This window comes from Polaromonas sp. A23, from assembly GCF_002001015.1.
Classification (GTDB): domain Bacteria; phylum Pseudomonadota; class Gammaproteobacteria; order Burkholderiales; family Burkholderiaceae_C; genus Polaromonas.
Window position 1 is genome coordinate 225872 of sequence record NZ_MUNO01000026.1, and the last position, 14910, is coordinate 240781.

The following is a 14910-nucleotide window of genomic DNA, read 5'->3' on the forward strand; positions in this document are numbered from 1 at the left end:
CCCATCGGCCAAACGGCTTGGTCTTCATTAGCCATCGCCCTTTAGTGGCTGTGGCCCCACAGCAAAAACGCATCCCTTTCCTCGACTGCCAGGGTTACTTTCTTACCCACCGGCAACACCACCTTGGTCGGTACGTGCCCGAACGGCAGGCCGCTCAACACCGGTGCCTTGATCCGGTTTTGCAGCCACTGCACCACCGTCGCCAGTTTGAAACCCTTGTCATGCGGCACCAGCTTGTAGTTGGTGAACTGCCCCAGTACCACCGCCTTTTGCTGTGCGAGCACGCCGGCATGAAGCAACTGGGTCAACATACGCTCAAGCCGGTACGGGTGCTCGTGCACTTCCTCCAGAAACAGAATGCCGCCCTTGACGGCGGGCAGGTAAGGTGTGCCGACCAGCGAGGACAACACCGCCAGGTTACCACCCCACAAGACCGCATTGTTGATGTTCAACCGGCTCTCTGCCGTTGCTGGATAAGCGTTGGCAGCTATTGATTTGGTAGCAACTTTCGGCAACCGCCAGCCTGTTCCTTCGCCCTGCCCGGTAATCAGGTCGTCAAAACAGGCTTCCATGATGTCGTCGGGCTGGCCTTCGGTGCCAAAGTCCTCGCCTACCGCCGGGCCGGCCCAGGTCACGGCTCCGGTTTTGGCCAGTAGCGCGTTTTGCAACGCTGTGAAATCGCTCAGGCCCACAAAACGCATGCCCTTCGAAACAGCTTTGTCGATCGCCTTGTAATTGATCTGCGGCAGGATACGCGTCAGTCCATAACCTCCACGCGAAATCAGCGCCACATCCGCACCACTGGCGGCGGCCCGGGCTATGGCGGCCAGACGGGTCTCATCGTCGCCGGCAAAACGCTGGTAGCTGGCGAGCGCGGCCTCGTCAATCTCGACGTCGTAGCCCAGCGTTTTGAGGCGCAGGACGCCGCGCTTGAAAGCGGCTTTGTCGCGCACGGCGCTGGAGGGGGAAAAGATGTAGATATGTTTTTTCACGGCTGCAAGTATCCCATTGCGCGCAGCAGCAGTGGCGCGGACGGGAATCAGCCGCGAAAAAGGGCCACGGCACTTTGGGCGATGGCCTCGCCCTGCTCCTGCACAAAATGCCCGGCCTCGGGCAAGATCACCGGTTCGGGGCAGCCTTTGATCATCTGCTGCAGCTGGCGCATCACGGGCTGCCCGAGCACCGGGTCTTGAGCCCCAACGGCCATCATGGCCCGGCCCTGCCAGCGCTCACGCCAGAATTGCCTCGCTTCGCGCGACACGGCGGCACCTTCCGAATCCTCGAACTCGGGCACCATGGCAGGGAAGGCGCGCAGCGCGGCGCGATGGCCTTTGTCGGGAAACGGCGCGTTGTAAGCCGCGCATTCTTCAGCGCGCATCTGCGGATTGCCGCGCGCGAACAGGCGCGCCACATCGAAGGCCGGGTTTTTGGCGCACATCTCACGCCAGGCCAGAAACCCTGGTGACAGCGGCACATCACCGGTGGCCAGTGTGGTGTTCATGACCAGCAGGCCCTTGTACCGCGCAGGTGCCGCCACGGGCAAAGTCAGCCCGAGCAGCCCACCCCAGTCTTGCACCACCAGCACGATATTTTTCAGATCAAGGCGCTCCACGAATTCCAGCAGGATTTGGCGGTGCGTGGTGAAACTGTGAAAGCCGTCCTTTTTAGGTTTGTCGCTTTTACCGAAACCAATCAGGTCGGGCGCGACCACGCGGTGCCCGGCTGTGAGGAACACGGGAATCATCTTGCGGTACAGGTAGCTCCAGGCGGGGTTGCCGTGCAGGCAAAGCCAGGTGACGCCGCCGCGCGCCCCCTCGTCGAGGTAATGCATGCGCAGGCCGGCCAATGCGGGCAGGTCGCTGATGTAGTTCGGCACCCAGGGGTAGTCCGGCAGGGACGCAAAGGCGCTCTCGGGCGTGCGCAGCGCATCGTCCCGCAAGGGATGTGCCGCCTGGCTCTGCTGGCGCTGACTGTCGCGCCGGTCCCTGAAAAAGCCCTGCAGCACGGCGCTGCATTCATCGGCCAGCACCCCACCCTGCACCTGGGTCTGGTGATTGAGCTGGCGATTAGCAAACAGGTCAATCACCGAGCCGGCGGCGCCAGTTTTGGGATCCGGCGCACCGAACACCACCCGCTTGAGCCGGGCGTGCAGCATGGCACCGGAACACATGGCGCAGGGCTCGAGTGTGACGAACAGCTCGCATTCGTCCAGCCGGTAGTTGCCCAGTGCGTGGGCAGCCGCCCGCAAGGCACGCATTTCGGCGTGGGCTGTCGGGTCCAACGTATCAATCGGTGCATTGCGGCCGGTGGCAATCACCTGCCCCTGCCGCACGAGCACGGCGCCTACCGGAACCTCGCCTGCCTCGGCAGCCTCCCGGGCCTGCGCCAGCGCCAATTGCATGAAGTCGGCGTCGCTCATAGTTGCTTCTTTATTGATAGCTGCTTTCGCAGGCAGCATAAGGGCCAGAGGCCGATTTGATGTCTTATTTATCCTCAGGCATGGGCCTGGCCTGCTGCAGCGTGCTTTCGATCTGCTGACGCACCTGCTGGACCTGCTGCTGGGGCGCCGCGGCCGGCACCGGCAGGGTCACGCCGGCATCTGCCGGGGCTACTTTCACCGGCGCCGGGGACAGCTGTTTTTTCACCAGTAAACCGACGATCAGCACCACAATCAATACGCTCAGGACTCCGAAAACGGCACGCATGTCAGGTCTCCTTGTCTGCGGTTGGGGAATTCATGCCCAGCTTGTCCATCCAGGTGGCCAAGGCCTGCTCGTCAGCCGTACCAGCGGCGTAGATGGCCTTCATGGCAGCGTGCGCCTCGGGCCGGTGCTGGTTGAGTTTCATCTTGCACTGCAAGTCGGTCACCTGGAGCTCGAAGGCCACAATGCCGGCCAGCATCTTGTGGGCGAATTCCTCGCCCAGGCCACGCCACTGCTCGGCATAGGGCGGCTCGTGGTCGCCAATCAACTTTTTGAGCAGCCGGTCCTTGGCCAGCGGGTCTTCAATCAGGCTGGCCTGCACCGTGCAGTGCACCGCCAGGTAGTTCCAGGTCGGTACCCGCGCCAGATCCGGATAAACCTTGGGCGACATATAGGCATGAGGGCCCAGAAAAGTCGCTACGGCCTGCGGCCTGGCGTGCAGGTACCGCCAGTGCGGATTGGGTTTGGCGACGTGACCCAACAGCACCAGTTGTCCATCCCTGTCCTCAAGGTGCAGCGGCAAGTGGGTTACATAGGGCACCCCCGCATCGTCCACGCTGATCAGGCTGGCGAAGGGATGGGCATGGATCAGCGCCGCAGCCTGCGTGCGATCACCTTTGAATTGAGGTGGCAAATACATAACTTGAAGTATCGGATAAAAACCCGAGGGCTCCAACCGACCACCCCGTCAGTTCAAGCGTACAGAGGCCAGCGCGCGAGGGGTACATGCAGGGTCTGGCCAATCAGGCTGTGGATGAGAACAAACTCGCTGGCCGTCCAGGAAACCGCCGGCACAGGTTGCTCCGGAACGCCGCGGTCGTCATAAAGCAGGGTCACGTGAGGCGTGTAAGCCGGCTTGGCCCAGCGGCCGAGCACAGTCTTTTTCAGCGCATCACCCAGGGTCTGCTGAAACGCGATCAATGAAGCGACACCATCGCCGCCACGCAGGACAAATGGCCGGTTGCGCGGAGCGGTAGAGAAGCTGGCCGCCCGATCAAACGTGACGTCGAATGGCGCGGCGGCAATGCTTGCGGCTGCTGCACAGGCCACATCCACCAGATCCTGCGGTAGCCCTGCGTAATCGCCCAAGTGATGCAGCGTGACATGGAAACGCTCCGTTTTCAGCGGTTTGCCTCTGAGGCCATGTTCTTCGCGCAGCTGTTGCGCCAGACCGGCAATCTGCGTTGCAGTCCCGGCATCCGGAAAAATCGCGAAAAACAGCCGGTCCGTGAGGTGGGGCGAGGCGTCAAAACCCGGCAAGAGCGACTGCCCGAGCATGGGAGCAGCCCTTATTCCCACTCAATCGTGGCCGGCGGCTTGCTGCTGACGTCGTAGGTCACGCGGTTGATGCCGCGCACTTCGTTGATGATGCGGCCCGATACCTTTTTGAGCAGCGCATAAGGCAACTCTGCCCAGTCGGCTGTCATGAAGTCGCTGGTCTGCACGGCGCGCAGGGCCACCACATAGTCGTAGGTACGGCCGTCGCCCATGACGCCCACACTTTTCACCGGCAGGAAGACGGTGAAGGCCTGGCTGGTCAGGTCGTACCAGCTCTTGCCGGTTTCCGCGTCCTTGAAGTTGCGGAGTTCTTCGATGAAGATCGCATCGGCGCTGCGCAGCAGGTCGGCGTATTCCTTCTTGACTTCGCCGAGGATGCGCACGCCCAGACCGGGGCCGGGAAATGGATGGCGGTACACCATGTCATGCGGCAGGCCCAGCGCCACGCCGAGTTCGCGCACCTCGTCCTTGAACAGTTCGCGCAAGGGCTCGAGCAGCTTAAGGCCGAGCTGCTCGGGCAGGCCGCCCACGTTGTGGTGGCTCTTGATGGTGACGGCTTTTTTGCTTTTGGCACCGCCGGATTCGATCACGTCGGGGTAAATCGTGCCCTGTGCCAGCCAGGCCACATGGCGCGACTGGTCGTTCTTGAGCTTGCCCGCCTCGGACTTGAAGACTTCAACAAATTCGCGCCCGATGATCTTGCGTTTGGCTTCGGGTTCGCTCACACCCTTGAGATGGCCGAGGAATTGGTCGGCCGCATCCACGCGAATGACCTTGGCGTGCAGCTTGCCGACAAACATGTCCATCACCATGTCGCCTTCATTCAGGCGCAGCAGACCGTGGTCCACAAACACGCAGGTCAGCTGGTCGCCGATCGCGCGGTGAATCAGGGCAGCGGCGACCGACGAATCGACACCGCCGGACAGGCCGAGAATGACTTCTTCCTTGCCCACCTGCTGACGGATTTTCTCGACCGCTTCGCTGATGTAGTCGCCCATGACCCAATCAGGCCGCGTGCCGCAGATGTCCAGCACGAAACGCTCGAGGATGGCCTTGCCCTGGGTGGTGTGCGTAACTTCCGGGTGGAATTGCACCGCGTAATACTTGCGCTCTTCGTCAGCCATGCCGGCAATCGGGCAGGAGTCGGTGGACGCCATGAGCTTGAAGCCGGGTGGCATCTCGGTCACGTTGTCGCCATGGCTCATCCAGACATGCAGCATGCCGTGACCTTCGGGGGTCGTGTAGTCCTGAATGCCGTCAAACAGTTTGGTGTGGCCACGGGCACGGACTTCGGCATAACCGAACTCGCGCTTGTGCCCGCCTTCGACCTTGCCGCCCAGGGCATGGGCAATCGCGTACATGCCGAAACAGATGCCCAGCACCGGCAAGCCGAGCTCGAACACCGCATCGGGCGCACGCAGGGTTTCGTCTTCCCACAGGCTGGCATGGCTGCCGGAGAGGATGATGCCCTTCAGGTTGCCGTCTTTTGCGTACTCGCGCACCCAGTCGCTGGTCACATCACAGGGATGTACTTCGCAGAACACATGGGCTTCGCGGATGCGCCGCGCGATCAGCTGGGTGACCTGGGAGCCGAAATCGAGGATGAGGATTTTTTGGTGCTGCATTGGATGGAACAGTCGCTACCGAATCACGTTGAATCTGGGGGTGGGGGTTTTTCCGCCGGGCCGCCCCAAGGAAAAATGCGCCCCCTCGGGGGGCAGAGAGTTACACGCAGTGAGCGAACGTGGGGGCCACATCAGTCCGCCCGGTAGTTGGGAGCTTCCTTGGTGATCTGCACGTCGTGGACATGGCTCTCGCGTATGCCGGCGGTCGTGATCTCGACAAACTCGGCCTTGTTGCGCATGTCTTCTATGGTGGCGCAACCGCAATAGCCCATGCTCGCCCGCAAGCCGCCGGCCATCTGGTAAATGATGGCGACCATGGAGCCTTTGTAGGGCACCCGGCCTTCAATGCCCTCGGGCACCAGCTTGTCGGCGTTCGGGTTGCCGGTGGTGGCTTCCTGGAAATAGCGGTCGGCGCTGCCTTGCTGCATCGCCCCAATGCTGCCCATGCCGCGGTAGCTCTTGTAGCTGCGGCCCTGGAACAAAATGACTTCACCGGGTGCTTCTTCGGTGCCGGCGAACATGCCGCCCATCATCACAGTACCTGCGCCCGCGGCAATCGCCTTGGCGATGTCGCCGCTGTAACGGATGCCGCCGTCGGCAATCAGCGGCACACCGCTGCCGCGCAATGCCATCGCCACATTGTCGATAGCCATGATCTGCGGGACGCCCACACCCGCGACGATGCGGGTGGTGCAGATGCTGCCCGGGCCGATTCCGACCTTGACTGCGTCGGCGCCGGCCTCGGCCAGTGCCAGTGCGGCGGCGCCGGTGGCAATGTTGCCGCCGATGACATCAACCTGCGGATAGTTTTTCTTGACCCAGCGCACGCGCTCGATCACGCCATGGCTGTGCCCGTGGGCGGTGTCCACCACAATCGCATCCACACCTGCCTTGACCAGTGCTTCCACCCGCTCTTCCGTCCCCTCGCCCACCCCGACGGCGGCGCCTACGCGCAGGCGGCCAGAGCCGTCGCGCGCGGCATTGGGAAAATTGGTTTGTTTGGTGATGTCCTTGACGGTGATCAGGCCCTTGAGCTCGAAATCGTCATTGACCACCAGCAGGCGCTCAAGCTTGTGCTTGTTGAGCAGGGCTTTGGCTTCCAGGGCCGAAGTGCCTTCCTTGACCGTGATCAGCTTCTCGCGTGGCGTCATGATCTGGTGCGCCTTGACGTCGTAACGCGTTTCAAAACGCAGATCACGGCTGGTCACAATGCCGACCACCTTGCCGCCGTCGCACACCGGAAAACCGGAAATGCCGAGCTGCTCGGAAAGCTGCAGGACCTGGAGCACGGTGTGCTCGGGCGTGATGACCACGGGATCGCGCACCACGCCGGACTCATAACGCTTGACCCGGGCCACTTCGGCGGCCTGCTGCTGCGCTGTGAGATTTTTATGGACGATACCTATGCCGCCCTCCTGGGCAATGGCAATGGCCAGCCGGGCTTCGGTGACTGTATCCATCGCAGCTGACACCAGGGGGAGGTTCAGGCGGATGTTTCTTGAGAACTGGGTGGAAAGCGAGGTGTCCTTGGGCAGGACCTGGGAGAACGCTGGCACCAACAATACGTCGTCGAAGGTGAGCGCTTTGCCGAGTAGGCGCATAGGGATAGCTCCAAAAACACGATTGTACCCGCGCCGGTCGGTACAAACCCTAGCGCCTAAAGCTTGCCCTGCCGCGTTACAAAAAGGCGACGAACGGAACCACACATTTTCTCCACCGGGGAGTACAGCCGGTACACTGACCCTATGGAACTGAAAATGACTCCCAAACACCTCCTTCTCATTCTTGCAGGCTGGACTTTTGCACTGTCTGCAGCGGCGCAATGGCAGTGGATAGGCAAAGATGGGCGCAAGGTTTTCAGCGACCGCCCGCCACCCACAGACATACAGGACAAGGACGTCCTCAAGCAGCCTGGAGGCAAAAAAGGGCGCTCAGTCGCACCAACGGCGCCAGTCGAAGGCACAGAAGGCGCAGTTGCAGCGGCGCCTCCCGCGGGGAAAGTGGACCCGAATATGCCAAAAATTTCTGGCAAAGATGCCGAGTTACAAGCTAAAAAGAAGAAGCTCGAGGAAGAAGAAACTGCCAAGAAAAAGGCTGAGGAAGAAAAAATGGCCAAGGGCAAGGCTGACAACTGCGAACGCGCCAAAAAAGGCTTGGCCTCTTTTCAATCAGGAGTCAGGATCTCCACTGTTAACGCCAAAGGTGAACGCGAGTTCATGGATGACAATGCCCGCGCCACTGAAAGTAAACGCCTCCAGGGCATCGTGGACAGTGACTGCAAATAGGCCTGCACGGGATTCGGTGCTTTCACTTTCAGTATCCCGCCTTGGCCCCTGCTCTCTTTTTGGAAAACAGGCCTGATTTCTTGACGCCCTGCTTGCTGAAACGCTCTCGCCGGGCAATCTTTGGGTCCACCCGCAAGGCCCTGTAGATCTCCAGCCGGTCCTGATGCTTCAGTACCTGCCGCAAGCTGGTTTTTCGCCCCCAAATTCCCACCGAGAGGCGGCTATCCGCCAGTTCTGGAAATTCAAGCAATAAACCGCTGGCGGCAATGGCCTGCGCCACGGTGCTGCCAACCGGCAAATTTATATCCCATTGCCGTACTTGCCGCGGCCCGGGCGAGTAGAGCAGCGAAATGGTCAGCGCGTTCACCGAGCTCAGACCTCGGCCTCGCCATAGACCTGCGTCGCCCTTTTCACAAAGGCGTCGACCAGGCTGCCTGCGATCTTGTCGAACACGGGGCCTACCAGCGCGGCCAGCGCAGCATTGTCAAAATCGTAACGCAAGTTGAAGTTCACCTTGCAGGCGCGCTCCGTACCGTCACCCAGCGGCGTAAAGTCCCAGTGCCCGTCGAGCTTTGAAAAAGGCCCGTCGACGAGCTTGAGCGAGACCTTGCGGTCTTTCACATGGGTGTTGCGAGTGGTGAAACTCTGGCGGATTCCGGCGATGGAGATTCCGACATTGGCCGTCATGCCTTTGTCGTCTTCCTCGACCACCTGGGCCTGGTCGCACCAGGGTAAAAACTGGGGGTAACTGGCAACGTCGGTGACCAGCGCAAACATTTCGGCGGCGCTGTACCAGATAAGAACGGACTTGTGAACGGTTTTCATACAATCATAGGCTGCGCTCGATTGTATTAGCCGACGCCGCCCCTAACTTCCATACATGGCCACCAAAGAAGCATCCTCCAAAAAACCGGCCGCCGCGTCCTCCGGAAAACCTTCGGGCAAGCCCGCAAGCAATCTCACCGCAAAAGCTGCCGCTGCAGCCGTGCGAATTGCCGATAACAAAAAAGCCATCTTCAACTACCACATTGAAGAGAGGTTTGAGGCCGGCATGGTGCTCGAGGGCTGGGAGGTCAAGTCCCTGCGCGAAGGCAAGGTGCAGCTGACCGACGGCTATGTCGTGATCCGCAACGGCGAACTCTTCATCATCGGTTGTCAGATCAATCCGTTAGGCACGGCCTCCACGCATGTGCGCCCGGACTCCGTGCGCACCAAGAAGCTGTTGATGCACAAGGATGAGATCCGGCGCCTGATAGGCAAGATCGAGCAAAAAGGCTACACCCTGGTGCCGCTCAACCTGCACTGGAAGGCTGGAAAGGTCAAATGCGAGGTCGGCCTGGCCAAGGGCAAGGGTGAGCACGACAAGCGCGACACCATCAAGGACCGGGAAGGCAAACGGGAAGTTGAGCGCGCGATGAAGTCCCGAAGCCGTTGACCGGCAGTGTCAGGCCAAATCGCGCAGCGGGTGTGTGTCCGCTGTCCAGGGGCTGGCAAAAAAAGCCTGCACCATTGGCGGCTTGACGTCTTCAATCCGGGCTGGCTGCCACTTCGGTGTGTAGTCCTTGGCGATCGCCAGCGCGCGTATGCCTTCGACCGTCTCGCTCGCAGCGCCGGGCCGCAAATGAAAGCAGTGGTGGACGATGTCGCGCTCCATGCGCAAATCGTCGCCCAAGCTCATGCTTCGGGCGCGCCGAATCTGCTCCAGCGTGACATGCAGCATCAGCGGTGAACGTTTGCGCAAAATGGCGGCAGTCTTTTTCGCCCAGTCGTCATCCTTCGCAGCTTCCAGGGCATCAACGATGTGTTTTACCCGTGCCAGCGAAAAATAAGCATCAAATGGGTCGTTAGCCCTTTCAGCGCGTACGCTGTCAGCTACCAAATTCGTAGCAACCCATTGCTCAGGGTCTGCTGTTGAGGCAAGCTCCTCCCACAGGGCAGGCAAGCTGGCGGCGGGCCGCTGGATATCGGCCAGACCATAAGCCAGCGCCTCGGCGGCACCAATCACCGCACCGGTCAGCGCCAGGTATTCACCGGCGCTGCCCGGGCAGCGGCTCAGGAAATAGCCACCGCCGACATCGGGAAACAGCCCGATATTGGTTTCCGGCATGGCCAGCTTGCTGTGTTCGGTCACAATGCGGAGCTTCGCCCCGACACTGATTCCCATTCCGCCACCCATCACTACGCCGTCCATGAAGGCGATATAAGGTTTGGGATAGTTGTGGATCAGGTGGTTAAGGCGGTATTCCTCGGTGAAAAAAGCATCGAGAAGTTCCAAATCGCCTGCCAGCGCAACCTGGTGAAAAAAGCGGATATCGCCGCCGGCGCAGAAACCGCCGAAGAGGCTTTCCGGAGTGCCGGGGCGCCCTGCCTTGTTGGTCCCCCTGATCGCCACGGCAACAACAGCGTGATCATCGCGCCATGCCGTCAGCACTGCCGCCAGGTCGCGCACCATCTGCAGCGACAGCGCATTGAGTGCCTTGGGCCGGTTCAGGGTGATGAAGCCGACCTGCCCGCGCACCTCGGCCAGGATATCGCTGTGGCCGGATAGGTGTGTTGCCTGATTCATGCTCTCTGTCTCCAACCCATCAATTCATTGATCACGAGCGCTCCGATGACCAGCATGCCGCCGGTCAGGACACTTGCAGCAGGCACTTCGCCGGCTCCCACCCAGGCAAGCAGGATGCCGAAAATAATCTCCAGCAGTGCCAGCAAGGCCATCTCCGGCGCTTTCAGCACGCGGGCACAAACGACCGACAGCACGCAGGGAATCGCCAGTTGCACCAGACCTAGCAGCGCCAGCAAGCCGATGTCATGCGGTGTTGCGGCGAACGGAAAAGCCAGTGGCAAGGTGAGCAGTGAAGAGATTGCGGCGCCCACCAGCACGGCCGGCACCAGGTCGATTTTTTCGCCGTGGGCCTGGCTGCGCTGTACCACGGTCCAGTTCACGGCTGCGGCCATGGGCACCAACAGGGCCACCAGGGTCCCGGCAAACTGCGCTGCACCACCTCCCAGATTGACCTGACTGCCGTGCATCCACGCGATGCCCGCACCGGCCACGGCAATGGCCACCCAGGTCCGGGGCGGGATGCGATGGCCAATGAAAACTCTGGCGATCAGCGCCGTGAGGAAAGGCCCCAGCGCCATGGTCACCAACACATTAGCCACGCTGGTCATCGTCAATGCCAGCATGAAGGCGGTGAACATGATGCTCCAGCAGACACCGGACAGCCACAGGAAGCGGCCGGCCCGGCGAATCCTGGTGAACACCTCCCTGCCCTGGAACAGCGGCAGGATGACAAGCAGCGACAACAGCGTGAAAAAGCTGCGCCAGAAGGTCACTTCAAAACTTTTTGCCGATTCAAGATGGCGCGTCACCACACCCGCAATCGACCACATCAGGGTGATCGCGATCATCAGCAGTACGGCTTTGGAATGCGTGAGTTTCATGATGATGAAAGAAGTTCAGGCGACTGTTTCCGTGTCACTAAAAAAAGGCCGCTGGGAGCGAAGCGCACAGCGGCCGTGTCAAGCGTTCACCCCGATATCGCCACCCTCCCCGACTTCATTCCAGCAGGGGCCGCGGAACTGGCTTTGCCAGACCGCAGGCGCAGCGGCCCCCTCGGGGGGCAGGAAGCTACACGCAGTGAGCGACCGTGGGGGCGGTTACTCACCGTGGGGGCCATCAACGGCCAGCGCGCTTGCGGTCACTTTCTTTCAGGTGACGCTTGCGCAGGCGAACCGACTTGGGCGTGATCTCGACCAATTCGTCTTCCTCGATGAACTCGACACCGTACTCCAGCGTCAACTCGATAGGCGGCGTGATCTTGATCGCGTCTTCCTTGCCGGACACGCGGAAGTTGGTCAGCTGCTTGGTACGCGTGGCGTTGACCACCAGGTCGTTGTCCCTCGAGTGAATGCCGACGATCATGCCCTCATACACAGGGTCGTTGGCCCGCACGAACATGCGACCGCGGTCGTCCAGCTTGCCCAGGGCGTAGGTGAAAATTTCACCGTCGTCCATGGAAATCAGCACGCCGTTCTTGCGGCCACCGATCTCGCCCTTGTGCGGCTCGTAGCTGTCGAAGATATTGGAGATCAAACCGGAACCGCGCGTCAGATTCAGGAATTCATTGGTGAAACCAATCAGGCCACGCGCCGGAATGCGGTACTCGAGGCGCACACGGCCACGGCCGTCCGGCTCCATGTTCACCAGTTCGCCCTTGCGTTCGCCCAAAGCCTGCATCACGCCGCCCTGGTGCTGGTCTTCGATGTCGGCCGTCACCAGCTCGATAGGCTCGTGCTTTTCGCCGTTGACTTCCTTCATCACCACGCGAGGCTTGGACACAGCCATCTCGAAGCCTTCACGGCGCATGTTTTCCAGCAGGATGGTCAGGTGCAATTCGCCCCGGCCCATGACTTCAAAGATACCTTCTTCGTCCGTTTCCTTGACGCGCAAGGCAACGTTGTGCTGCAGTTCCTTTTGCAGGCGGTCCCAGATCTGGCGGCTGGTGACGTACTTGCCTTCACGGCCGGCCAGCGGGCTGGTGTTGACGCAGAAGTTCATGGTCAGCGTCGGCTCGTCGACCTTGAGCATGGGCAGCGGTGCAGGATTGACCGGGTCGGTGATCGTCACACCAATACCGATTTCGTTAATGCCGTTGATCAGGACAATTTCGCCTGGACCGGCGTCCAGCGCCTGCACGCGTTCCAGGCCCTGGAATGTCAGCACCTGGTTGATCCGCCCTTTGATGGCCTTGCCATCCGGGCCTTCCATCACCACGACATCCATCATGGGCTTGATCGTGCCCTGGCTGATACGGCCCACGCCGATGCGACCCACGAAGGTCGAGAAGTCGAGCGCGGAAATTTGCAGTTGCAGCGGCGCTGCAGGGTCGCCTTCTTGATGCGGCACGTGCTTGAGGATGGTATTGAACAGGGCCGACATGTCCGGACCCCACTGCTCATTGGGTGGGCCTTCTACAAGCGAGGACCAGCCGTTGATGCCGGAGGCATATACCACCGGGAAATCGAGTTGTTCGTCGGTAGCGCCCAGCTTGTCGAACAGGTCGAAAGCGGCATTGATGACCTTGTCGGGATTGGCACCCGGCTTGTCAACCTTGTTGACCACCACGATGGGCTTCAGACCCAGGGCCAAGGCCTTCTTGGTCACAAAACGCGTTTGCGGCATCGGACCTTCCTGCGCGTCGATCAGCAACACCACGCCGTCGACCATGGACAGGGCGCGTTCCACCTCACCACCGAAGTCGGCGTGGCCGGGGGTGTCGACGATGTTGATGTGGGTACCTTCCCAGGTCACAGCGCAGTTCTTGGCCAGGATGGTGATGCCACGCTCTTTTTCGATGGCGTTGTTGTCCATCACGGTGTCGACCACTTTTTCGTGTTCGGCAAAGGTACCGGACTGGCGCAACAGCTGGTCGACCATGGTTGTTTTGCCGTGGTCGACGTGGGCGATGATGGCGATATTGCGGATTTGTTTGTGACTCATGGTTCGCTTTCTAAAAACTTCAAATCGTTGGTGCTAAGCCATTGCGGCGCTTGCCGCAGGGCTGGAAGAAACGGGTGAATGGGCCGCCAACATGTCCTGGATTTCAATCGGGCTGAGCAGGCGCCCGGGGATCAGTTCGTCAGCGGTGACATGGGCCGAGCCCAGGAAGGCCGCGGGCTCGGATCCGAAGACCTGCACCATCGCAGCATCAGGGCCCCACTGGCCCGGGCTGCCACGGCGACGCAGGCCGCTCAGGAAACGCCCTGCATTGTCGGCATCGAGTGTGACAACCGGATACGCCGCCACCAGCGACTGCACCGGCAACAGGCAGGCTTCACGCTCAGCCTCGCTCATGGCTTCAAGCGAAGGCAGGCTGACACACTGGCCGTCGGTATAGCCGCCGGTCTCCAGCCGCCGCAGCGATCCCAGATGGGCACCGCATCCGATGGCCTCCCCGATGTCTTCACCGAGGGTACGAATGTAAGTTCCCTTGCTGCAGGACACTACTATTTTGATAGCTGCTTGCGCCCGTGGATCCTGGACTAGAGTCATATTCAGCTTGTAAATTGTGACGTTGCGGGCTTCCCGCTCGACTTCTTCACCCTTGCGGGCGTATTCGTACAACGCCTTGCCGTCTTTCTTCAGCGCCGAATACATGGGAGGCACCTGCGCCAGCGGGCCGGTGAAGCGGCGCGTCATCTCGGCCAGCAGTTCCGTCGTGATGGCCGGCACCGGCCGGGTTTCAATCACATCGCCTTCGGCATCGGCGGTGCTGGTTTTCTGGCCCAGCAGCAGCACGGCCTCGTAAGTCTTGTCGGCGTCGAGTTGAAGCTGGCTGAACTTGGTGGCAGCGCCAAAGCAGAGGGGCAACACGCCGGTGGCCAGCGGGTCCAGCGTACCGGTGTGACCGGCCTTGTCGGCGCGCAGCAGCCACTTGGCCTTCTGCAAGGCCTGATTGCTCGACAGACCCAGCGGCTTGTCGAGCAGCAGCACGCCGTGCACGGGACGTCGCTGTATCTTTTGGCGATGAGAAGAAGTTTGCGTCATAAATTCCGACAGGCTCAGCGCACGGGCTGGCCCGGGCGCTCTGTTGGCACCGTTGTCCCTGAACCTGTCATCAAGGGAAACGGCGCGAACTCAGTCGTCTTGGGCGCGGGAAGAAACCGCCTTGGCAATCAAGGCGTTCATGTCGGCCGCACGTTCTGTGGTGCGGTCGAACTGGAAATGCAGGGTTGGAACCGTGTGGATCATCAGCTTCTTGAACAGGCCGTTGCGCAGGAAACCTGCCGCCTGGTTCAATGCCGTTTCACACTCTTTCGGGTCGCCGATCAGCACGCTGAAAAACACCTTGGCATGCGCGTAATCCGGCGTCACCTCGACGGCCTGGATGGTCACCATCCCCACCCGCGGGTCTTTCAACTCGCGCGCGATCAGCTCCGTCAGATCGCGCTGGATCTGGTCGGCAACGCGAAAACCGCGGTTCGGGGTGGATGATTTTTTACGCATAACTTAAT

16 protein-coding genes are annotated in these 14910 nt (G+C 60.8%); 2 read left to right on the top strand and 14 right to left on the bottom strand.

Annotated features, from left to right (window positions below; genetic code table 11):
* Nucleotides 1-41: 41 nt before the first annotated feature.
* From B0B52_RS14545 to guaB, 7 genes are all read right to left on the bottom strand, one after another.
* A complete protein-coding gene (locus B0B52_RS14545; RefSeq protein ID WP_077594372.1) occupies nt 42-992 on the bottom strand; it encodes an LD-carboxypeptidase in 951 nt (316 codons plus the stop codon).
* A gap of 47 nt (nt 993-1039) precedes the next feature.
* Nucleotides 1040-2419 (bottom strand): tRNA adenosine(34) deaminase TadA, encoded by a 1380-nt coding sequence (gene tadA, locus B0B52_RS14550; protein ID WP_217349804.1) that lies wholly within the window; start codon nt 2417-2419, stop codon nt 1040-1042.
* A 64-nt stretch (nt 2420-2483) separates the two neighbouring features.
* Nucleotides 2484-2705, bottom strand: coding sequence for a hypothetical protein (locus tag B0B52_RS14555; protein WP_077594374.1), 222 nt, complete (start codon nt 2703-2705; stop codon nt 2484-2486).
* A 1-nt stretch (nt 2706) separates the two neighbouring features.
* Nucleotides 2707-3342, bottom strand: a complete 636-nt coding sequence (locus B0B52_RS14560; protein WP_077594375.1) for an FMN-binding negative transcriptional regulator — start codon at nt 3340-3342, stop codon at nt 2707-2709.
* 53 nt (nt 3343-3395) lie between these two features.
* Nucleotides 3396-3980: a 2'-5' RNA ligase family protein gene (locus tag B0B52_RS14565; protein WP_077594376.1), complete on the bottom strand. Its 585-nt coding sequence runs from the start codon at nt 3978-3980 to the stop codon at nt 3396-3398.
* A gap of 11 nt (nt 3981-3991) precedes the next feature.
* The gene (guaA, locus tag B0B52_RS14570; protein ID WP_077594377.1) at nt 3992-5605 is read right to left on the bottom strand and encodes a glutamine-hydrolyzing GMP synthase; all 1614 of its coding nucleotides are present in this window, start codon (nt 5603-5605) and stop codon (nt 3992-3994) included.
* A 131-nt stretch (nt 5606-5736) separates the two neighbouring features.
* The gene (guaB, locus tag B0B52_RS14575; RefSeq protein ID WP_077594378.1) at nt 5737-7206 is read right to left on the bottom strand and encodes an IMP dehydrogenase; all 1470 of its coding nucleotides are present in this window, start codon (nt 7204-7206) and stop codon (nt 5737-5739) included.
* Between the two features lie 144 nt (nt 7207-7350).
* Between guaB and B0B52_RS14580 the strand changes: the two genes are divergently transcribed.
* Nucleotides 7351-7890, top strand: coding sequence for a DUF4124 domain-containing protein (locus B0B52_RS14580; RefSeq protein WP_139351951.1), 540 nt, complete (start codon nt 7351-7353; stop codon nt 7888-7890).
* A 28-nt stretch (nt 7891-7918) separates the two neighbouring features.
* On the opposite strand, the gene B0B52_RS14585 is transcribed toward B0B52_RS14580, so the two are convergent.
* Both B0B52_RS14585 and B0B52_RS14590 read right to left on the bottom strand, forming a co-directional pair.
* Nucleotides 7919-8257 (bottom strand): RnfH family protein, encoded by a 339-nt coding sequence (locus tag B0B52_RS14585; protein WP_254425716.1) that lies wholly within the window; start codon nt 8255-8257, stop codon nt 7919-7921.
* Between the two features lie 5 nt (nt 8258-8262).
* Nucleotides 8263-8715 (bottom strand): type II toxin-antitoxin system RatA family toxin, encoded by a 453-nt coding sequence (locus B0B52_RS14590; RefSeq protein ID WP_077594380.1) that lies wholly within the window; start codon nt 8713-8715, stop codon nt 8263-8265.
* A gap of 55 nt (nt 8716-8770) precedes the next feature.
* Here B0B52_RS14590 and smpB point away from each other — a divergent pair, with 55 nt between their 5' ends.
* On the top strand, nt 8771-9325 hold the full coding sequence (smpB, locus tag B0B52_RS14595; protein WP_254425717.1) for an SsrA-binding protein SmpB: 555 nt from the start codon (nt 8771-8773) through the stop codon (nt 9323-9325).
* A 9-nt stretch (nt 9326-9334) separates the two neighbouring features.
* On the opposite strand, the gene B0B52_RS14600 is transcribed toward smpB, so the two are convergent.
* The 5 genes from B0B52_RS14600 to rbfA all read right to left on the bottom strand — a co-directional run bounded on the left by B0B52_RS14600 (nt 9335) and on the right by rbfA (nt 14902).
* The gene (locus B0B52_RS14600) at nt 9335-10456 is read right to left on the bottom strand and encodes an enoyl-CoA hydratase/isomerase family protein (RefSeq protein WP_077594381.1); all 1122 of its coding nucleotides are present in this window, start codon (nt 10454-10456) and stop codon (nt 9335-9337) included.
* Entirely contained in the window at nt 10453-11337 is an 885-nt protein-coding gene (locus tag B0B52_RS14605) for a DMT family transporter (protein ID WP_077594382.1), read from the bottom strand. The genes B0B52_RS14600 and B0B52_RS14605 overlap by 4 nt, the downstream gene beginning before the upstream one ends.
* 235 nt (nt 11338-11572) lie before the next feature.
* Entirely contained in the window at nt 11573-13396 is a 1824-nt protein-coding gene (typA, locus tag B0B52_RS14610; RefSeq protein ID WP_077594383.1) for a translational GTPase TypA, read from the bottom strand.
* A gap of 33 nt (nt 13397-13429) precedes the next feature.
* On the bottom strand, nt 13430-14443 hold the full coding sequence (truB, locus tag B0B52_RS14615; protein WP_077594384.1) for a tRNA pseudouridine(55) synthase TruB: 1014 nt from the start codon (nt 14441-14443) through the stop codon (nt 13430-13432).
* Between the two features lie 90 nt (nt 14444-14533).
* Nucleotides 14534-14902 carry a 30S ribosome-binding factor RbfA gene (gene rbfA, locus B0B52_RS14620; RefSeq protein WP_077594385.1) on the bottom strand — a complete coding sequence of 123 codons (369 nt, stop codon included), beginning with the start codon at nt 14900-14902 and terminating at the stop codon, nt 14534-14536.
* Between the last annotated feature and the right edge of the window lie 8 nt (nt 14903-14910).